The organism is Thioclava sp. UBA3469 (genome assembly GCF_002378135.1).
Taxonomy (GTDB): domain Bacteria; phylum Pseudomonadota; class Alphaproteobacteria; order Rhodobacterales; family Rhodobacteraceae; genus Thioclava; species Thioclava sediminum.
Window position 1 is genome coordinate 1 of sequence record NZ_DFRG01000275.1, and the last position, 19,747, is coordinate 19,747.

The window sequence follows — 19,747 nt, forward strand, 5'->3', positions numbered from 1 at the left end:
CCAGGGTTACAACCGTTTGACGCGTCCCGCCCGCAAGGGTGGCAACCCGATCCGCGTGGCGCATTGCTGGGCCCACGCCCGGCGCAAGCTGAAGGAGGTCTTCGACCGCGACGGCTCCGAGATCGCCGCCGAGGGGCTGCGCCGCATCGCCGAGTTCTACAAGATCGAGGCCGACATTCGCGGCACGGCGCCGGGACAGCGGCTCTCGGCCCGACAGGCGCGCACAGCGCCCCTCGTGGTCGAGTTCGGTGAATGGCTAAAACAGCAACGTCTGCGTGTCTCCGCCAAGTCGCGTCTGGGCGAGAAGCTCGCTTACATCCACCGGCACTGGGACGGGCTCCAGACCTTCCTGCACGATGGGCGGGTGGAGATCGACTCCAACAGCGTGGAGAACCTGATCCGGCCCATCGCTCTGAACAGGAAGAACGCATTGTTCGCCGGACATGACGAAGGCGGGCGCGCTTGGGGACGCATCGCATCGCTCATCGAGACCGCAAAGATCAACGGCGTCGAGCCCTTCGACTATCTCAAGGCCACCCTCGAGGCCATCGCCGCCGGCCATCCGCAAGGCCGCATTGATGAACTTCTCCCGTGGAACTTCAAGCCGTCAAGCTGAACCTGGGGTGGGATGCAGCCGCCGCTTACGGTAAAATTCGTGCTTGCGGCACAGCTCTGCGCACTTCGCACCTGCCGCATACTCGGACAGGATGCCGATGATCGGCTCTTCCGTGAAACTCGTTCACTTCATTTTCCGTCGTTAATTTGGGCCGGACTCTAATCGATGGTGAAGGAAAAATCCCGTGGCAGGTCACGGTTGCGGGTTTGCCCGACTACAGGCCGCTCATGGCATTCGGCCGATATCTCTCACCCTTCGTCAGAACGGCCCAGGCAATACGTGCCATCTTGTTGGCCATGGCGACCGCCGCGACGTTCACATGCGCTCGCCCCTTCAAAGCGTCTGCCCAAGCCGTTATTGGCGACGTCCTGTCACGCACGAGATGCAGCACCGTTCGAGCTCCGTGGATGAAGAGCTTACGCAAATATCGGTTACCGTGTTTCGAGATGCCGATCAGCTTGGCCTTGCCACCTGTCGTGACCTGCCGCGGCACCAGACCAAGCCATGCGGCAAGATCACGACCTTTGCCAAAAGAGCTGCCGGTGCCGACAGCTGCTACGAGCGCTGTCGCAATCGTCGGACCGATGCCGGGGATCTCCATCAAGCGCTGCATATCGGCATCTGTCCTGGCCAGCGCCTTGATTTCGGTATCGATCGCCGCGACCCGCTCATTGATCACGCCCAGTTCTGACGCCATGTCAGTCACCAGCAGGCGCATTCGCGGGGAAAGATCGGAAGCGCCCTCTGCAGCCAATCTGGCAAGTTCCTTTTGGAAGACGTGGCGCCCAGTGCCAACCCGAATGCCGCGTTCCATCAAGAAGCCTCGACCCTGGTTGATCAAGCGCGTCCTGTCCGACACGAGGCGCTCCCGCGCACGGTGCAAAGCCTGAAGGTCGAGCTGTTCTTCCGATTTGATCGCAACGAATGACATCGTCGGGCGCGTCGCGGCTTCGGCAATCGCCTCCGCATCACGGTCGTCATTCTTGTGAACCTTCACATAGGGCCGGACATAGAGCGGCGACATCAACCGAGGCTCATGGTCCTTCTCAAGACAAAAGCGCCCGATGTGATGCGCCCCGCCGCAGGCTTCCATCGCAACCACACAAGGCGGGAGCGTAGTAAGAAAGTCCAACAGCCGATGCCGCTGGAGCCGTTTGCGAAACACAACCGCTCCCGCTTCATCCAGCCCAGCAAGACTGCAAACGGTCTTACCCAGATCAATGCCCAGAACCTTGATGTCCATCAGATGCTCCTCTCTCCACCTCTGCCCGCAATGATAGCAACGTTTGGTGGGAAGGCAGTTCATCTCATTAGCTCAGGCTGTGAACAGTAGTCTATACCTGATTATGCCTGTGTGATATCATGCAGGGCAATCACACAGGAAAATTTCCGAGGAACCCATGGGTATTCGAATGGCCGTTGCAGACTGGATTTTAGGCGGAAAGATTGAAGAGCTTGAAGCGGAGGCTGACTTCGCGTGGGAAACTCTTTCCAATGACGCTATGGCAAGAAAAGCAGCAGGCTATCATGCTGCACTCGGCGCGATCATTGCAGAGCCTCATCGGGCGCGCGAAATCGCGGAAAAAGCTATAGATCTAGAGGACTTTAGAACTGATTAATTGTTGATGTACGCTAGAATTCGTTTTCGCATTGTTGGGGCTCATAGTGACAAAAACTGAGGCGACTAGCGCTAATCTGGTTAGTTGCCTAGGCCTCTGACTGACCTTTGTAACAGTGTCAATATCAGTAGTTCGCCAATACTGTCATGCTTTCGACGCACTGCGTTCAAGAAATTTAATCGCGCTCACGTCGTGTTCAGTTTCGTTTTCGATTTCCCGGACGAATTTCAGGATTCGTTCCCGATGTTGTTCTGGTGTCTCGAATGTCGCACTGCCTCTATTGATCTTCTCGTCCGTTTCCTGCCGCGAAAGGCAAAAGTAGTGATTCAGCTGTAGGTTGTCGGAGGTGAAGTAGTCCAAGGATTTTCGCTTTCCATTTGGCGAAACTTTTCCTACAGCATTCGATGAATTATCTCGCATGGTGAGCGTTTCAAATTCATGATGGTGGATTAAAGTTACTTCGCATGGGTCGACGATGCATTTATACTGTAATAGGCGGGTTGGAAGTTTGTAGGGAAGACGGGCTCTCTGGGTGAAGTTACGTATCACACCACCAAGAGGCGAAGTTTCATGGTTTGAATGTCCGAACATATGCCAACCTAGAGAGAGGTTTACTGGATTTCCTGCGGCATAGACAGCATCCATGATCGTTAAATGATGCTTCGGAACAATGAATTCATCGATGTCGATGAAAGCGAACCTTTGAAAATTCATTCCGAACGTCATGATCGCATGCGCGAAAGCACTGATTTGAGCATTGAACTGTCGACCTGTCTCAGCGTCCCGCGCCACTAGCTTCCAAGGCAGCACTGTCACAAGGCCTTGTTCAACGAACGGTTGAAGCAGGGCTAAGGTGTCATCGGTGCTACCATTGTCGTAGATAAAGAAGTGGCGCGCTCCAGCCGCGTGATGAAACTGCAGCCACTCAACGACATACGGGGCAACGTCGCGGACGAGAATCGGTATTGCGAGGCCGTCACGATCTTGCTGGGGTGTTGGGGGCACTATCCGCAACATGCGCATTTTTCGTGACCCTAAGGCGCGAAGTTTACGCGTGGCAAATCTCATAGAGAATTCTCCCTTTGAATCTACTGCGTTCGCCTCTCCGGTTGCATGCAAGTGTAGTCCTTGAGGGGCGCTCAGACAGGTTAGGAGGTATCAAATAACTCCACTGCGGTCGATAGTAAGAAATTTGACTGAAACCACACCCGTCCTTGCGAGTTGGCACCAAGTTGAGCCTCAGGCCCCCAAAGAACACGCATGCACTTTTTCTCGACCCTCGATCCTGTTATCTCACGAGTGGATGACAGCAATTCGGGTTCGGGCTGGCGATGAGCAAACGGCGCAAGGGTATATTGCTATTGACGGAGGGACGAAGCGGATCGACCTGGCTCGGCTCGCTTGCGTTCAACGCTCGTCTCGGAAAATCTGAAGAGTGGCTTGATCCCAACCTACTGGGGGTCGATCCTTACAGCACGGATGCCGAAACCTACTTTGAGACTGCTCTGCAAAGAGCGAGCGAGGGATGCGCAGGGTTCTATGTGAAGATTTTTCCACGGCACCTTTATGAAATGCAGGACGCTTTCGGCGTTGATTTCATTACATATTGCCGAAGGCGTCACGACATTGCACTTCTTGCTTTGACGCGTGACGATCGGTTGCGCCAAGCAATTTCTTTCGCGCGCGCGCGGCAAAGCCAACAGTGGACTACGCGGAAAAATTCCCAACGAGAGCCTGAATACGACTTTCAGGAAATCGCTCGATGCTTGTTCATGATCGGACGCAGTTACAGTTTCTGGGATGATTATACAAAGGCGCGCGATCTGGAGGTGGCTAGGTTCGTTTATGAGGCCCTTGTAAAGGACCCGAAGCCATTTTTGGCGCATATCGCCAATTTTCTGGGAGTGTCTTCGCCCGACGAGGCCTTTACGGAGCTACGGGTCCAGCGTGATAACAGCACCGAAGAGTGGCTTTCGCGCTTTGCAATAGATGCGGTTGGACATAGCTTTTTGGACGCTGCGGCGCCGGAGCGTCCCGCGCGATCGCGCAAGGCCCTTCTTCGGCTGCTACGAAAACAGTATATTCGCTTGCCATATTCCTATTAATGCACCGCCTACATTCTCGGAGCAAGCGGTCAAGCGCGAGCACTCTGGAGCTACCTTAAGCGAATTCCTTTGCTGAGTGGGGTAGGAACAAGGGCTAGGATATGCAAATCTCGACTCGATTGCAGTTTGTCTATATTAAACGTTTTTACGTTTGTCCGCTGGTGGGCTGTTGGGAAAGAACTCTTCAAATCCGAGGTTGATGTGAGCAAGCGACGCAAGGGAGTTTTGGTGTTGTCGGAAGGCCGAAGCGGCTCAAACTGGCTTGGTTCGCTTGCGCACAATGCTGGGCTGGGGCATTCTAAGGAGTGGCTCGATCCGAAGATGTTAGGCATTGATCCAAGCAAGACGGATTATTCGACATACTTCGAAGCCGCCCTTGAAAGATCCAGCGAGGGGTGTGCCGGGTTTTATGTCAAAATTTTTCCTCGCCATCTATATGAGATGCGGGAAGCATTCGGCATGGACTTCATTGCTTACTGCCACAATCACCACGATGTGGCCTTGATTACTTTGACCAGAGCCGATCGCCTTCGCCAAGCTGTATCCTTTTCCCGCGCGCTGCAAAGCAGCCAGTGGACCGCAAGAAACGATGAAACACGAAGGCCTGAATACGACTTTCAGCAGATCGCCCGCTGCCTCTTCACGATCACCCGTAGCTATAGCTTTTGGGAAGACTATTTGAGAATTACGGGTTTTGATGCGACTGGATTTGTGTATGAGGATCTAGTGCCGAACGCTAATCCCTTTCTCGCACATATCGCTAAATATCTTGGGGCTTGCGAGCCTGAACACGTGGAAAGCGATCTACGCGTTCAACGGGATGAAGTGACAGAGGAATGGTTGACGCGCTTTAAGGCAGACGCGGCAGATGAAGACTTACTCGATGCTGCGAGTCCGGTGCGGCCAACCCGTTCGCGCAAAGCCTTCCTTCGGTTGTTGAAAAAGAAGAATATTCGCTTGCCCTATACCTTCTAAGAATTATTGCGCTGCATTTTCTTAACTCGAGCCCGATATGCGGCCGACCGGATCTCTCTTTCTCCAGAAACAACCGTTTTCCAGATTTCGCTGAGCGGGTTGCGGCGGGGGCGCTCAGATTTGCGCGCTGTTTCGAGCAAAGAACCGCCCAGGTTTTCTGCCATCTCGCCGACAGGGTTTGGATGGACCGAGCGAACCGTAATTCCAAATTCCCAGCAATATTGAAAATCAACGTCTACGGGCCGAAAGATCTTTTTACGCCGCAGCATTGCTTCCGCGCCTGAGGCGCGAACTAAGTAACACACCGCCCCGGCTGCCGGGTATTTATAGTCAACCATAGAAAGGCGGCCTAGAGGGATAGAGTTCCAGATCGGCTTCGGCCTGAAGTCGAAGAATTTTAAGACTGCCCAATCCTCTCGATTTCTCGCTGCAGCCAGCGCCGATCTGAAGCCATCGTCATCGAGGACCTTGAAATCATCTTCGCATACCAAGGCAAATTCTTCTCCATCGTCCAACATTTTAGCCCAGATACGCCGATGGCCAAGGTAGCAGGCTATTTCGCCGGGCGTCAGGCTACGTTTCATGCGCAGGACGTTGGCGAGCGGAGAGTAAGCAGCTTTCAAATCAGCATCTTGCAACGTCACGCCTTGGACTGGCTCCGGCGAAAGGTCTAGTCGCTCGCATTCGCGAAGAGCATTCAAGATACGGCTACCATTCGGTGGTTCAATTGTAAGAATGTATGTCTTCATCTCTTCGTCTTATATCTGTATTGGCCATTATAGCGCATTTCGAGCGCCGCCCGGCACTCACGGAGAGCAGTCTAGCTACCTAAAAGGCTCCTACGCGAAGCAGTCCTCCGCAGGCAAGTGCATAGGTTGTCCCACGTATTTGCGCGATAGGGAATTGCTCGCACAGTCATTGTAAATCGTGTTTGATAAACGGTTGTAACGCCTTTCCCTTGGTTTCGGGAGGCGTCAATTGTTCAAATACTACACCATAGTTCGGGTCGACTACGGTGGTTGCGCCCTCCCGCAACCAAATCTTCTAAATCATATCAATGCGTTAAATGCCGCCTTTGGGCGGTGTCTTGCGCTTCAGTTGGCCTGAAGGCAGACCCCATCCCTGCACTGACCGCAGCCAGCGCAGTGTGCCCCAGGCTCTCGTGTCGTGGGAGGCCGGGGCGTGCCGTTCCCCTGCAACCGAGATCAGACCGTGCGCATCAGCCGCAGGGCATCGTAGATTGCCGCGTGAGTATTGCGCGCGGCCACGGCGTCTCCGATGCGAAAGAGCTGGTAGACGCCGCTCGGGTTTCGCGTGACCGTTTGCGGCTGGCCGGCGATCAGGGCTTCGTAATCGACTTCGCCCTGATTGGTCGCGTCTTCGCGAAGATCGAAATAGATGTCGTCGAGCGGGCGGGTGCCGTGATTGACGACAACCTGATCGACCTGCCGCTCTCGGGTGAAGGTGCCATAATCGCTGCCGACGCTCGCGACCAAGCCGTTGCCGTCCTTCGCCACGCCCGTCAGTTTCCAGAGAACGGTGAAGGTCACGTCGCGGGCCTGCAATTCGCGCAAGGACGGGGTCAGGGACATCGCCATGACCTCGGAGGAGAAATTGCGGTCGCGCGTCATGACCTCGACCTTGGCACCGCTGGCGGCGAGGGTCTCGGCGGCCTGCAGGGCGGCGTAGTCGCCAGCGTCGTCATAGATCAGCACGTTGCTGCCGGGGCGGGCGTCGCCCGACAGGATGTCCCAGGATGAGACGACAAGATCGTCGCCTGCATCCAGCACTTCGGTATGCGGCAGGCCGCCGGTCGCGATCACCACGACATCGGGCTGTTCAGCGCGGATGGTGTCCGCGTCGGCATAGCTGTTGAACCGGAAACTCACACCGAGACGCTCGCACTCGGCGAACCGCCACTGGATCAGCTGGATCATCTCGTGGCGGCGCTTGGATTGCGCGGTCAGGCGCACCTGTCCGCCGGGATCGTTGGCGGCCTCATGCACGATGACCTCATGGCCGCGTTCGGCGGCCACCCGGGCGGCCTCGAGCCCCGCCGGACCGGCCCCGACGATGACCACGCGGCGCGGCGCATCGGCCTTGGCGATCTCATGGGGGACTTCCAATTCGCGCCCGGTCGAGGGGTTGTGCAGGCACAGTGCCATGCCGCCCTGATAGATCCGGTCGAGGCAGTAATTCGCGCCGACGCAGGGGCGGATGCGCTCTTCCTCGCCGCGCATGATCTTGGCGACGATATGCGGGTCGGCCATATGGGCTCGGGTCATGCCGACCATGTCGAGCTTGCCCTCCGCGATCGCGTGCCGCGCGGTGGCGACATCCTGAATCTTGGCGGCGTGGAAGGTCGGGAACTGGGTGGCGGCGCGGATTTCTCCGGCGAAATCGAGATGCGGCGCGCTGCGCATGCCCTGCACCGGGATCACGTCGGTCAGGCCCGCATCGGTGTCGATATGGCCCTTCACCACGTTGAGGAAATCGACCATGCCGCTGTCTTTCAGACGCTGCGAGATTTCCAGCCCCTCTGCGCGGGAAATGCCGCCGGGCTGGTCTTCGTCGCCGGTGTAGCGCACGCCCACGATGAACTCGTCGCCCACCCGCGCGCGGATCGCCTTGAGCGTGTCGAAGGTGAAGCGCAGACGGTTCTCCAAGCTGCCGCCATAGGGGCCGTCCAGATCGTTGGTCAGAGGCGACCAGAACTGATCCATCAGGTGGCCATAGGCTTGCAGCTCGATCCCGTCGAGCCCTGCCGCTTTCATCCGTTCGGCGGCGTCGGCATAGTCCTCGATGATGCGCGCGATGTCCCAATCCTCGGCCTTCTTCGGGAAGGCCTTGTGCGAGGCCTCGCGTTCATGGCTCGACGAGACGACCGGAAGCCAGTCGGCCTTGTCCCAGCGGGTGCGACGGCCGAGATGGGTCAGCTGGATCATCACGGCGCAATCGTGCTCGTGGCAGGCATCGGTCAACTCTTTCATCCAGCCGACGACCTCGTCTTTCCACGCGAGGATGTTGTTGAAGACCGGCGGGCTGTCGCGGGCAACAGAAGCAGAGCCCGCGGTCATCGTCAGCGCCACGCCCGCGCGCGCCCGCTCGACATGATAGGCGCGGTAGCGATCCTTGGGCATCCCGTCCTCGGGGTAGGCGGGCTCGTGGCTCGTGATCATCAGGCGGTTCTTCAGCGTCAGATGCTTGAGCTGATAGGGCTGCAGAAGCGGATCACTGGACATGGGCGGACTCCTTGAGGTCGGGTCTTGAGGGCAGGGGGCTGTCAGGCGTCGATCGAGACGTCGCCGATCGGGTTCGAGCAGCAGGCGAGAACGTAGCCTTCTTCGATCTCGTCATCGGTGATGCCGCCATTGTGGACCATGTGGACCTGACCGCCCTTGGTCTTGATCTTGCAGGTGCCGCAAACCCCGAAGGTGCAGCCCGACGGCAGCGGCACGCCCGCAGCTTTCGCGGCGGCGAGCAGGGTTTCGGTCTCCTTGATCTTCGCGGTCTTGCCGGATTTGGCGAAGATGACCTCGACCGCGGCATCCTCGTCGGGGGTCACGTCGTCTTCGGGCTCGACGGGGCGGTCGGCGATCGGGGCGTTGAAGCTCTCCTGATGGTAGTGGTCCATGTCGAACCCCAGACCGGTCAGCGCCTCGCGCACCGCGCGCATAAAGGGTTCGGGGCCGCAGCAGAACACCTCGCGCTCGAGATAATCGGGGGCTGCGAGACCGAGGATCAGCTGGTTCAGCTGCCCTTTGATCCCGGTCCAGGGCGCGTAGCGGTCCTGTTCCTCGACCACCCAGGTCAGCGCGATGCCCGGCAGGCGCGAAGCCATATGCTCCAGCCGCTCGCGGAAAATGATCTCCGACGGACGACGCGCGCAGTTGATGAAAACGATGTCCGGGTCGCTGCCCGCATCATAGAGTTGCGTCGTCATCGACATCATCGGGGTGATGCCGGAGCCGGCCGAGATGAACAGGTATTTCGACGCCGGATGAACGACGTTCGAGAACATCCCCGCCGGTCCCAACGCCTTAATCCGCATGCCTGGGCGCAGATTGTCGAGCATCCAGCGCGTGCCAAGCGAGTCCGGTTGCGCCTTCACTGTGACGGTGAGCGAGGTGGGGCGCGACGGCGAGGAGGAGATCGTGAAAGTCCGGTGCAGCGGGCCGCCCGCCACCGGCAATTCCAGCGTCACGAACTGCCCGGCATTGAAGTGAAACAGCGCCCCCGAGGGCGGACGAAAGGTGAAGCTCGCCGTATTCGGGGCCTCGGGCAGGAAGTTGACGCATTCCAGCGGTTCGTCATCGGTCCAGAACTGAAGGAGCGGTTGAGCATTTGCAGCCATGAGCCTACTCCGCCGCGACGCTGCGCGGGGCAAGCGCGCGGGTCATGGTGTCGGCATACCAGTCGACGAACTGGATCACGCCGGACTCCCAGTCCGGGCTGTAGGGGCCCGGCGTATAGGCGGGAGAGTTGATGCCGCGCTGGTTGTCCTCGACGATCTCGCGGTCCTGATCGTTGGTGGCGATCCAGACTTCGGTCAGGCGCTGCAGATCGTAATCCACGCCTTCGACCGCATCGCGATCCACGATCCAGCAGGTCGTCACCTCGGTTTGCGTGGGGCTGATCGGCATGACCCGGAAGGTCAGCGTGATGTCGGGCAGGAAGTGGTTCCAGGTCGACGGGTAGTGGAATTTCAGCAGCGATCCCGCATCGGGCAGAGCGACGCGGCCAAGCGGACGCCGCGCTGCCGCCTGACCGTCCATCGTGTAGCTGACCGCATTGTCCTGCAGCGGCATCCGCGCCAGACGGTATTGGCCGTCGCCACCCAGACGGAATTGCGCCGGTGCGCCCGCCGCCTCGCAGCGGTCGAAATGCCCCTGAAGCCGGGGCGAGATCGAGCCATCGGCGGAGACGCCCGCGACTTCCGGGTCGAGCGGGAAGGAGTTGCAAAGCTCGGGGTGGTTGCTCGAGCAGTGATAGCATTCGCGGTTGTTTTCCCAGACCAGCTTCCAGTTGCCTTCCTCGATGATCGACGAGGTGAAGGCGACCTTGCCCCGGTGCAGGTCGTGGACCTCCAGATAGGGGCGCGCCATGGCCGCGAAGGCTTCGAAATCCGGGGCGTCATCGGCCAGACAGATATAGATCAGCCCGCAGAGATCGCGGGGCTGAACCGCGTGCAGGCGATGTTCTTTCGGGTCGAACTCCGGCCCCATCTCGCGCGCCCAGAGCAGGCTGCCATCGAGATCGTAGGCCCATTGGTGATAGGGGCAGACGAGCTTGGCCACGCGCCCGCCGGACGACTTGCACAGGATCGAGCCGCGGTGGCGGCAGGTGTTGTGAAAGCCCCGGATCTCGCCGTCGCTGCCCTTGACCAGAATGACGTCATAAGCCCCGATCTTCAGGCGCGCGTAGTCGCCGGTCTTGACCAGCTGGCAGGCCGGAATCGCATAAAGCCACTCGCGGTAGTAGATATGCTCGAGATCCTCCTCGAAGATGCCCGGGTCGGTATAGAAAGCCCGGTCGAGCGAATATCCGGGTTTGCGATGTGCGAGCAGATCGGCAAGAGGAGGTGTCACGGGCGCGGCCTTTCCTATCCAAGCGTGATTTCACCTCATTTCAAATTTGCTTTTTCGTGTCTCTCAACGTCATAAATACTCATCCCGAATGAGATTATCTCATCCGAGGCATATTTCGACACGGAATGGTTCGAAACCGACATCATGCAGCGCCCCTATGATCTTCCCTCGCTTAGCTCACTGAATTGTTTCGAGGCTGCTGCCCGAAAATTAAGCTTCAAGGCGGCGGCGTCAGAGCTGAACGTGACGCCGACCGCCGTCAGCCATCAGATTCGGGCGCTCGAGACGGAGCTTGGTCAGCAGCTTTTCCGCCGCCAGCATCGCGGCGTCGAATTGACCGAGGCCGGGGCCTATCTTTTCAACGCCGTGCAGCGCAGCTTCGAGGCGATATCGGACGTGGTCCGGGATATGCGGGGGCCCATCGCGGAGGACGACGTGATGGTGCTGGCCTCGACCGCGGTCAGCTCTTTGTGGCTCACTCCCAAACTGACGGAATTCTGGCTGAACCACTCGGATATCAACGTCTCGCAGATCGTGAGCGACGCGGTGGATTTGGAAGCGACCGTCGATCTCAGCTTGCATTACGGCGAGTTTCCCGAGGGGGACGAAAGCTGCACGCAGCTTTTTCAGGACCGTATCTGCGCGGTGGGCTCGGAGGCTTTTGCTGCGCGCTATGCCATCACCTCCGCGCATGACTTGCACCGCGTCCCGCTGATCCACATCACGCGCGAGCGCCATCGCTGGACCGAATGGCCCGATTGGCTGTCCGAGCTCGGCGCTCCGCAGCCGACCGGCAAACGGATCACCGTCAACAATTACATGATCGGGCTGCAAATGGCGAAGGAAGGCGTGGGGGCTCTGCTTGGCTGGGACGGTCTGGTCGGCCACCTGATCGAGGCCGGAGAGCTCGTCGCGCTCGGGTCAGAAAGCGTGGTGTCGCCACAGTGCTTCTACATCAAGGTTCACCGTCGCGCGTCGGCGAAAGCAAAGAAATTCCGCGACTGGCTGGTCGCGCAGAGCGTCACGAAGGCGGATGGCTGATCGGAGACTGCCGCGAGGGTTCGCTCGCGTCGAACGCATCGCACAGGCATTTGCCACGTCCCTAGGCGCTCAGGCGTGAAGGTTTAGGGCCGGGGGGCACCGCCCGTGAGCGGTCGCGCCGACAAAGAAGGCTCAGAGGCCGCAACGGTCAGGTTTTGCTCTCTTCCGTTTCCTCTGCGACTTCGGGATCGTTGTAGTCGTTGGGGTCGAAGTCGTCAGGGTCGAACGCGTCCTCTTCTTCCGCGATGCCGGTCACGTAGGAGGTTCCCGTTTCTTCATCGAAGATCAGACCGTAGTTCGCGCGTCCCTCCGATCTGAACCGGAGAAACTCGTGAATGCCCGCGTAGAGAGCGACGAACACGAAGGGCAAGAGTATCACTGCAGCAAGTATCTGAGCGCTGATGGCGGACCTCCTCCGGGCTGAACAGCAAAGGCGGATTGTCTGTGGCTGCAAGCCGGGTCAATGAAACAGCAGGCTAACATCATCTGGATGCAGGTTCGAGCACTCGGGCGTTCAGTGTGACCTGCATCTGAGCAAAAAGATGGGTCAGCGGACCGTCGAGGTCAAGGCTGGGCGCGGGCAGGGCCTGCGCTTTCGCACCCCGCGTCGACTGCCGGAGCCCCCCACCGTCTCAGGCGTCGACGGGTTTCACCTTGGGTGGGATCGGGGCCCCGGACGGGTCGATCCCGTGCTTCTGCAACGCCTTGTGCATGTAGCTGCCGCGCCGGGGGCGGTTGTTCTCGGCCTCTTCCAGACGGGGCTTCATCCGACGCGCCCACATATGCACCGCATAGGTCTCGTCGGTCAGGAAATCCGTCTCCACGTCGAAGCGCGACATGATCATCTTGTTCCGGTTCTTGAACGGGATCGGATAGAAGGCCTGTTGCGAGAGCGCATGGTCCCATTCGCCGGTCTCGCGCAGGAAGTGGCTCAACGCGGCAGGGCCGGTCAGCCCCCATTCCTGCTCGGAGAAATGCACCGGTTCGCCGCGGTCGCGGGCTGCGCGCAGTTCCTCTTGCTGTTCTTCTTTCAGCCATGGCCCGATCGCATAGGGGTCGGCCACGAAATCCAGCAGCCCGCGCAGCGTCTGCGACTCCGCAGGCAAGCGCATCACCGCGTTGCAGATCAGGTGCGGCTTCTCCAGCCCGAAGACGTAATCATCTTTGAAATCGAAGGGTTTCACGCAAAGCACATCGGCATCGACCCAGATGTAATCGGTCTTCTCCATCAGATGCAGGCGCCACAGATCGGCATGGATCGCGGGGCTGCCGGTGCGCTTGTGGCGGATGATTTCGTCGCCCGGAAAGATCTCGCGCGCGTCGCGCAGCGTCACGCCGGGCGGGGCGTTCGGGATCAGGTTGTAGCAATAAAGCAGCGTGTCATGGCCGGCATCGACGAAGGATTTCAGGCTCAGCTGTTCGAGCCAGGACAGGCGGTCTCCGATCCACAGGGTCGCGATCGTCGGCAGTTGGGACAAGGGTAGGCTCCTGTTTGGAAAGGTCTTTCGCGGCGGTCAGGCTGCGTGGGGGCGGTATCCGGTAAGTTCGGTGGAGACGTCGGGCGTCCAATGGGCGCGAGAATGCACGAAATCTCGTTCACAATATGACGGGTTCGACCCACTCCGCATCCTGCGGCTCAGGCCACGTTCTGCGCTCCGCTTCCCTGTTGCCATAAATGTGCCCGATCTCTTTGGTTTTTCTTATCTCGCATTCGCCGTGACGATAGCACCAAACCATCCGTATGTAATTGATCGGCGCAAGAAAAAATGTCAGACCTCAACCGATCCCGAGCAGGAAAAAGCGATCTCGATGGCCGATGATTTCGAAGACGACGCCGCAGGGGGCGAAACCGGGCTCGAGGAGAAGCTGCCCGATTGGTATCGCGAGATTTTTCCCGCCGGTCCCCGCGACGGCTTCTATGAAAAGCTCGGGGCTCATGCGCTGATCCATGTCGCGCGCGATCCGGCCACGCTGGTCGTGACGTTCGATAACCTCTCGGATGCGGGCTATCCCGGCTATGACATCCGGCCATGGGCCGAGAAATTCATCCGCGATAATGCCTGGAGCCATCTTGGCGTGGTCGCGCAAGGCCCGACATGGTTTCGCGACGCGCGGCTGATCGCCCGGATGGAGGCTTTGCGCGATCAGGGTTTTTTCGAAGGATACGCGCGGGTCGTGATGACGGGCACCTCGATGGGCGGCTTCGGCGCGCTGGCCTTCGCCGATCTGGCGCCGGGCTGCGACGTGGTGGCCTTCAGCCCACAGACGACGCTCGCGCGCGATCTGGTCCCGTGGGAGCGGCGCTTTGCGCGGGGGCGCGATCAGGACTGGTCGCTGCCGCGCTCGGATGCGGCGGAGCATAGTGGTGCGGCGGCCAGGGTCTGGGTGATCTGCGATCCGTTCCTGCAAGAGGATATGCGACAGGTCGGGCGTCTGCCGCGCGATAACGTCACGCTGCTCAAGGCATTCGGGCAGGGGCACAAGACGGCGCTGGTGCTGCGCCGGATGGAGCTTCTGAAGGCGGTCATCGCGCGCGCGGTCACGGGCGAGCTGAGCGAGGATTGGTATTATCGGTCGACCCGAGGCCGCAAGGATATCTACCTTTACCGCAAGGTGATGGAGGACCATCTCGCCAGCCGCGGCAAGGAACATCGCATCCCGCGTCTGGTCGCGGCCTTCAAGGCGCGCAGGCAAGCGCAAAGACAGGCGCGCGCTGCGGCGACCTCGCCCGGATCATAACGCCTTTTGAGGTGTAATACGCCGGGGCAGGGCGGCTTGCCCGCGCCTCAGCGTGTTGTCGCCTCGCGCAGCCGGGCGGCCTCATGCATCATCGCGGTCAGCCGGGCGACTTCGGGACGCTCGGTCATCTCGTGTTTCATCGTCAGCCCGACCGCGCCCGACATGAACTGCGCGCCCAGCGGCAGGCTCACCAGAAGCCCCGAGGCCAGTTCGCGCGCCACCACGCCGCGCGAGATGAACCACAGCATATCCGACCCTTCCAGAAGCCCGAGCCCGGTCGCGAGCGAGACAGTCTCGATCGGGCAGCGCGGCTCGGTGATGCCTTGTGCGCCCAGATAATCGTCGACGATGCGCCGGATGATCGCGCCGCGCGTGGGCAGGATCACGTCGCATTGGCGCAGCGCCTCGGGGGCGGGGCTGTTCGCGAAAGGATGGCCCGCGCGCGCCGCGAGGATGACCTCTTCCTCATAGAGGAAATCGAAGCGCAGCCCCGGCATGTCCCCCGCCGCTGGCATCCGCCCGATCATCAGATCCAGCGCACCCGAGCGGATCCGGTCGAGCAGATACAGGTTCGGCCCGGTGCTGATCGAGAGCCGCATGCCCGGATGGGCACGGCTGAAGTCGAGCGCGACGCCCGGAAAGATCGAGCCCGCCACGGTCGGCAGCGCGCCCACATTGATCACGTCGCCGATCCCGTCGCCGCTCAGCGCAGCGGCGCCTGCCTCAAGCTCCTGCAACGCCTGAATCGCATGACGGCGAAACGCCTCGCCCGCAGGGGTCACCGTCAGGCGCCGCCCGCGCCGCTCCAGAAGCGCGCCGCCCAGCATCGCCTCCATCTCGGAGAGGGTTTTCGACAAGGCAGGCTGTGAAATCCCCTGTTTACGTGCCGCAGCCGACACGCCGCCCGCCTCGATCGTGTCGAGAAAGGCGCGGATGTGCCGCAGCTTGAGACCTTTATGCATAGCCATGGGGTTATGGATTAACGTGCATTTTATATTTGGCTCAAGCGAAAACTTCAGAAAAGATTATGGTGGGAGGAAGAGGATGCACGCACTTATTTGCGACTGGGGCCATATCCATTACCGCGAAGACGGTGTGGCACAGGGCGTTCCGGTTATATGTCTGAACTCGCTGGGCACCGATCTACGGATGTGGGATGGGCTTGTCGCCCCGCTCTCCGGCTATCGTCTGGTGCGCATGGACAAGCGCGGCCACGGGCTGAGCGCGACCTCTGACGCCGCCCCCACGATCACCGATCTGGCGCGCGATGCGCTGGCGGTGGCCGATCATCTGGGCATCGAGCGGGCGGTTTTCGTCGGCTGTTCGATCGGCGGCATGATCGCGCAGGAGATCGCGCGGATCGCCCCTGAACGCGTGCGCGCGCTGGTGCTCAGCAACACCGCCGCGAAGATCGGCACCGAAGAAAGCTGGGCCGAGCGGATCGCCACCCTGGAAAGCCAAGGCCTGCCCGCGATGGCGCAAGGCGTGATCGAGCGTTGGTTCGGCCCCACCTTCCGCGCCCATCCCGATTGCGCGCTTTGGGTGACGGAGGTCGCGCGCACCGACGCCAAGGGCTATGCGAATTGCTGCGCGGCGCTCGCCGGGGCCGATCTGCGCGACGCGCTGCCCGAGATTTCCGCCCCGACGCTGGTGATCGCGGGCAGCCATGACGGCGCGACCCCGCCCGAGCAGGTCATGGAGATGGCCGCCGCCATTCCCGGCGCGCGGGCCGAATTGATTGAAGGCGCGGGGCATATTCCCGCAATCGAGGCGCCCGAGCAACTGGCGCGCCTCATCACTGAATTTCTGAAGGAGCATGAGCGTGTCTGAGCGATATGAAGCAGGGATGGAAACGCGCCGTCGCGTATTGGGCGACGCCCATGTCGACCGCGCCGATGCGGGCAAGACCGAGTTCGACGCGCCGTTTCAGGAATTCATCACCGAAGGCGCCTGGGGCTCGGTCTGGTCGCGGCCCGACCTGACGCCGCGCGAACGCTCCATCGTGACGATCGCGCTTCTGGCAGCGCAGGGCAATCACGAGGAGATCGCCATGCATACCCGCGCCACCGTCAACACGGGTGCCTCCCCCGAGGACCTGCGCGAAGCGATGCTGCATGTCGCGGTCTACGCGGGCGTGCCCCGCGCCAATCACGCGATCAAGATCATCAAGGAAACGCTGAAGGAGATGGGCCAATGACCGGTCGTTTGATCCCCCGCGAGGCCGGTATCCATCCGCCTCTCTTCACGCCAGCCTACAAGACCTCTGTGCTGCGCAGCCCAGAGCGCGCGCTGATCTCTTTCGACAGCTCGCCCAGCGAGGAGACCGGGCCGACCTTCGGCCATATGAAGCTCGGCGCGCTCGATAACGACCTTCTGCTGAACTACGCGCGCCCCGGCGCCAGCGCCATCGGCGAGCGGATCATCGTGCACGGTCGGCTTCTGGACGAGAACAACCGGCCGATCCCGAACGCGCTGATCGAGATCTGGCAGGCCAATGCGGGCGGGCGCTACCGCCACAAGAAAGACGGCTATCTGGCGGCGCTCGATCCCGATTTCGGCGGTTGCGGGCGCACGATCACCGGCGAAGACGGCTCCTACGCGTTCCGCACCGTGAAGCCCGGCGCCTATCCGTGGCCCAACGGCCCGAACGAATGGCGCCCGGCCCATATCCACTTCTCGATCTTCGGCCACAGCTTCGGCCAGCGTCTGATCTCCCAGATGTATTTCGAGGGCGACCCGCTGATCGCACGCTGCCCGATCGCACAGACGATCCCCGACAAGGCCGCGCTCGACCGGCTCGTCGCGGCGCTCGACATGAGCGAGACGAAACCGATGGACGCGATTGCCTACCGCTTCGACATCGTGCTGCGCGGCCACCGCCAGACCCATTTCGAAAACCGCCCGGAGGGATTGTGATGGTGCAGAAATTCGACAAGCCGATCCTGACGCCCTCGCAAACGGCAGGGCCTTACGTCCATATCGGTCTGGCTCCCGAAGCCTGCGGCATCGAGGATGTGCCCTTCGAGACGCTGGGCCGCGAGATCGCCGGGCCGGAGGCGAAAGGCGACCGGATCAAGATCACCTGTCGCGTCGTCGACGGGGGCGATCTGCCGCTGCGCGACTGTCTCGTCGAGACCTGGCAGGCTGACGCCGCCGGTATCTATCCGGGGCAGGAGGGGGCCGACCCGGCTGTCTCCGGTTTCGGCCGTGTTCCCGCCGATTTCACCACCGGCGAGATCACCTTCGAGACGATCAAGCCCGGCGCGATTGCGCTTTCGGGCGACCGCAAGACGCCGCCGCATATCTCCTTCTGGATCTTCGCGCGCGGGATCAATCACGGGCTCCATACCCGGATGTATTTCCCCGAGGACGACCTGTCGGGCGACCCGCTTCTGGCGCGGATCGAGCATCGCGACCGGATCGCCACGATGGTCGCCGAAGCGACCGGGCCGGGCGAATACCGCTTCGAAATCCGTCTGCAAGGTGCAGGCGAAACCGTCTTCTTCGATATCTGAGCCATGACCCAGGACCCTTGCATCATCTGTGTCGCGATCACCGGCTCCGTGCCGCAGCAATCCGACAACCCCGCTGTGCCGATCACGATCTCCGAGCAGATCGAGTCGACGCAGGCCGCGTTCGAGGCGGGCGCGACCATCGCGCATTGCCATGTCCGCAATGAGGACGGCTCGCCGAGTTCCGACCCCGACCGCTTCGCGCGGCTGATGGAGGGGCTGCACCAGCATTGCCCCGGCATGATCGTGCAGCTCTCGACGGGTGGGCGCTCCGGCGCAGGCAAGACGCGCGGCGGGATGCTGCCTTTGCGGCCCGACATGGCCTCGCTTTCGGTCGGGTCGAACAACTTCCCGACGCGGGTCTATGAGAACCCGCCGGATCTGGTCGACTGGCTGGCTTCCGAGATGAAGACCTACGACGTGCGCCCCGAGATCGAGTGTTTCGATCTCAGCCACATCTTTCAGGCCGCGAAACTGGTCGGCGACGGGCGGCTGCCCGCGAATGTCCATGTACAATTCGTCATGGGCGTGAAGAACGCAATGCCCGTCGACCGCGCGGCCTTTGATTTCATGCGCGAGACCCGTGCGCGGGTGCTGCCCGAGGCGACATGGTGCGCGGCGGGTGTCGGGCCGGGGCAGGCGATCGTCAACCAATGGTGCATCGAGACCGGCGGCCATTGCCGCACCGGGCTGGAGGACAACATCCGGCTTGATCGGGACACGCTCGCGCCCTCGAATGCGGCGCTGGTGCAGCGCACGGTCGATCTGTGCGAAAAGGCGGGCCGTCCGGTTGCCACATGGCAGCAGGCGCGCGAGATCCTCGCGCTGCCGATGAAGGGGGCCGCATGAGCCTGTCGCCCCTCGACAACCCGCTCTGGTCCGGTCTCTACGGCGATCCGGAACTGGGTGCGATGCTTGGCGATGCTGCGCTGCTGGCTGCAATGGTGCGTGTCGAGGTGGCATTGGCCGAGGCTTGCGCCGCCGAAGATGTCGTGTCCGAGGCTGCCGCTGCCGAGATTGCGGAAAAGCTGCATGGATACCAGCCCGATCCCGCCGCGCTGGCCGCAGGAGCCGCGCGCGATGGCGTGCCGGTTCCGGCGCTGCTGAGCGATCTGCGCGGCAAGCTCTCGGAAGAGGCGGGGCAGGCGCTCCATTGGGGAGCGACATCGCAAGACATTATCGACAGTGCGACGGCGCTTCTGATGACGCAGGCGCTTGCCGTGATCGCGGCGCGGCTGCGGCGCGTGATCCGTGTGACCGGCGCGCTGGCCGGGCGCGAGGCCGAGACGGTGATGGCCGGGCGCACTCGCAGCCAGATCGGCCTGCCGGTGACCTTCGGCGCGCTGGTGGCGTCCTGGGGGCAGCCGCTGATCGACGCGGCGGCGCGAATGGCCGTGATGCAAGGCGCGGGCCGGGTCTCGCTGCATGGCGCGGTCGGTACCGATGCGGCGCTGGGCGACAAGGCGCAGCCGGTGCGCAACCGCGTGGCTGCGGCGCTGGGCTTGCAGGCCGAGGATCAGCCGTGGCACAGCCGCCGTGACGCGATGGCCGG

Annotated in this window: 21 protein-coding genes; 12 read left to right on the top strand and 9 right to left on the bottom strand. The window is 61.2% G+C overall.

Features of this window, described 5'->3' with window-relative positions; translation table 11 throughout:
* Positions 1-616: IS66 family transposase (tnpC, locus tag B3D39_RS20010; RefSeq protein ID WP_286790008.1), on the top strand; the 616-nt coding region annotated here is incomplete at its 5' end.
* Between the two features lie 214 nt (positions 617-830).
* On the opposite strand, the gene B3D39_RS20015 is transcribed toward tnpC, so the two are convergent.
* On the bottom strand, positions 831-1,859 hold the full coding sequence (locus tag B3D39_RS20015) for an IS110 family transposase (RefSeq protein WP_286790009.1): 1,029 nt from the start codon (positions 1,857-1,859) through the stop codon (positions 831-833).
* Positions 1,860-2,016: 157 nt separating this feature from the next.
* Between B3D39_RS20015 and B3D39_RS20020 the strand changes: the two genes are divergently transcribed.
* Entirely contained in the window at positions 2,017-2,235 is a 219-nt protein-coding gene (locus tag B3D39_RS20020; RefSeq protein WP_286790010.1) for a hypothetical protein, read from the top strand.
* A 144-nt stretch (positions 2,236-2,379) separates the two neighbouring features.
* Here B3D39_RS20020 and B3D39_RS20025 read toward each other — a convergent pair whose 3' ends face one another.
* Positions 2,380-3,303 (bottom strand): glycosyltransferase family 92 protein, encoded by a 924-nt coding sequence (locus B3D39_RS20025; protein WP_286790011.1) that lies wholly within the window; start codon positions 3,301-3,303, stop codon positions 2,380-2,382.
* A gap of 263 nt (positions 3,304-3,566) precedes the next feature.
* Here B3D39_RS20025 and B3D39_RS20030 point away from each other — a divergent pair, with 263 nt between their 5' ends.
* A complete protein-coding gene (locus tag B3D39_RS20030; protein ID WP_286790012.1) occupies positions 3,567-4,340 on the top strand; it encodes a Stf0 family sulfotransferase in 774 nt (257 codons plus the stop codon).
* Between the two features lie 201 nt (positions 4,341-4,541).
* The gene (locus tag B3D39_RS20035; RefSeq protein ID WP_286790013.1) at positions 4,542-5,315 is read left to right on the top strand and encodes a Stf0 family sulfotransferase; all 774 of its coding nucleotides are present in this window, start codon (positions 4,542-4,544) and stop codon (positions 5,313-5,315) included.
* Here B3D39_RS20035 and B3D39_RS20040 read toward each other — a convergent pair.
* The 4 genes from B3D39_RS20040 to B3D39_RS20055 all read right to left on the bottom strand — a co-directional run bounded on the left by B3D39_RS20040 (position 5,312) and on the right by B3D39_RS20055 (position 10,903).
* The gene (locus B3D39_RS20040) at positions 5,312-6,064 is read right to left on the bottom strand and encodes a glycosyltransferase family 25 protein (protein WP_286790014.1); all 753 of its coding nucleotides are present in this window, start codon (positions 6,062-6,064) and stop codon (positions 5,312-5,314) included. The genes B3D39_RS20035 and B3D39_RS20040 overlap by 4 nt on opposite strands.
* A 456-nt stretch (positions 6,065-6,520) precedes the next feature.
* Positions 6,521-8,557, bottom strand: a complete 2,037-nt coding sequence (locus tag B3D39_RS20045) for an NADH:flavin oxidoreductase (protein ID WP_286790015.1) — start codon at positions 8,555-8,557, stop codon at positions 6,521-6,523.
* Positions 8,558-8,598: 41 nt separating this feature from the next.
* Positions 8,599-9,669, bottom strand: a complete 1,071-nt coding sequence (locus tag B3D39_RS20050) for a hybrid-cluster NAD(P)-dependent oxidoreductase (RefSeq protein WP_286790016.1) — start codon at positions 9,667-9,669, stop codon at positions 8,599-8,601.
* Positions 9,670-9,673: 4 nt separating this feature from the next.
* Positions 9,674-10,903, bottom strand: coding sequence for an aromatic ring-hydroxylating oxygenase subunit alpha (locus B3D39_RS20055; RefSeq protein WP_286790017.1), 1,230 nt, complete (start codon positions 10,901-10,903; stop codon positions 9,674-9,676).
* Positions 10,904-11,047: 144 nt separating this feature from the next.
* Between B3D39_RS20055 and B3D39_RS20060 the strand changes: the two genes are divergently transcribed.
* Entirely contained in the window at positions 11,048-11,944 is an 897-nt protein-coding gene (locus B3D39_RS20060; RefSeq protein ID WP_286790018.1) for a LysR family transcriptional regulator, read from the top strand.
* A 148-nt stretch (positions 11,945-12,092) separates the two neighbouring features.
* Here the strand turns inward: B3D39_RS20060 and B3D39_RS20065 are convergent, their stop codons facing one another.
* Both B3D39_RS20065 and B3D39_RS20070 read right to left on the bottom strand, forming a co-directional pair.
* Positions 12,093-12,323, bottom strand: coding sequence for a hypothetical protein (locus B3D39_RS20065; RefSeq protein ID WP_349678107.1), 231 nt, complete (start codon positions 12,321-12,323; stop codon positions 12,093-12,095).
* Between the two features lie 253 nt (positions 12,324-12,576).
* A complete protein-coding gene (locus B3D39_RS20070; protein ID WP_078549851.1) occupies positions 12,577-13,422 on the bottom strand; it encodes a hypothetical protein in 846 nt (281 codons plus the stop codon).
* Between the two features lie 331 nt (positions 13,423-13,753).
* Here B3D39_RS20070 and B3D39_RS20075 point away from each other — a divergent pair, with 331 nt between their 5' ends.
* Positions 13,754-14,683 carry a hypothetical protein gene (locus B3D39_RS20075; RefSeq protein WP_286790019.1) on the top strand — a complete coding sequence of 310 codons (930 nt, stop codon included), beginning with the start codon at positions 13,754-13,756 and terminating at the stop codon, positions 14,681-14,683.
* Between the two features lie 47 nt (positions 14,684-14,730).
* Here the strand turns inward: B3D39_RS20075 and B3D39_RS20080 are convergent, their stop codons facing one another.
* Positions 14,731-15,651, bottom strand: a complete 921-nt coding sequence (locus B3D39_RS20080) for a LysR substrate-binding domain-containing protein (RefSeq protein WP_286790020.1) — start codon at positions 15,649-15,651, stop codon at positions 14,731-14,733.
* A 76-nt stretch (positions 15,652-15,727) separates the two neighbouring features.
* On the opposite strand from B3D39_RS20080, the gene pcaD reads away from it, so the two are divergent.
* The 6 genes from pcaD to B3D39_RS20110 form a co-directional block, all read left to right on the top strand.
* Entirely contained in the window at positions 15,728-16,513 is a 786-nt protein-coding gene (pcaD, locus tag B3D39_RS20085) for a 3-oxoadipate enol-lactonase (protein WP_286790021.1), read from the top strand.
* 16 nt (positions 16,514-16,529) lie between these two features.
* Complete coding sequence (pcaC, locus tag B3D39_RS20090) at positions 16,530-16,880, top strand: 4-carboxymuconolactone decarboxylase (protein ID WP_414718043.1); 351 nt, start codon at positions 16,530-16,532, stop codon at positions 16,878-16,880.
* Positions 16,877-17,599, top strand: a complete 723-nt coding sequence (gene pcaH, locus B3D39_RS20095) for a protocatechuate 3,4-dioxygenase subunit beta (protein ID WP_286790023.1) — start codon at positions 16,877-16,879, stop codon at positions 17,597-17,599. The genes pcaC and pcaH overlap by 4 nt, the downstream gene beginning before the upstream one ends.
* Positions 17,599-18,198, top strand: a complete 600-nt coding sequence (pcaG, locus tag B3D39_RS20100; RefSeq protein ID WP_286790024.1) for a protocatechuate 3,4-dioxygenase subunit alpha — start codon at positions 17,599-17,601, stop codon at positions 18,196-18,198. Before pcaH ends, pcaG begins: the two co-directional genes overlap by 1 nt.
* 3 nt (positions 18,199-18,201) lie before the next feature.
* A complete protein-coding gene (locus B3D39_RS20105; protein WP_078601559.1) occupies positions 18,202-19,044 on the top strand; it encodes a 3-keto-5-aminohexanoate cleavage protein in 843 nt (280 codons plus the stop codon).
* On the top strand, positions 19,041-19,747 hold a 707-nt coding region (locus B3D39_RS20110; RefSeq protein ID WP_286790025.1), incomplete at its 3' end, for a lyase family protein. The genes B3D39_RS20105 and B3D39_RS20110, both read left to right, overlap by 4 nt.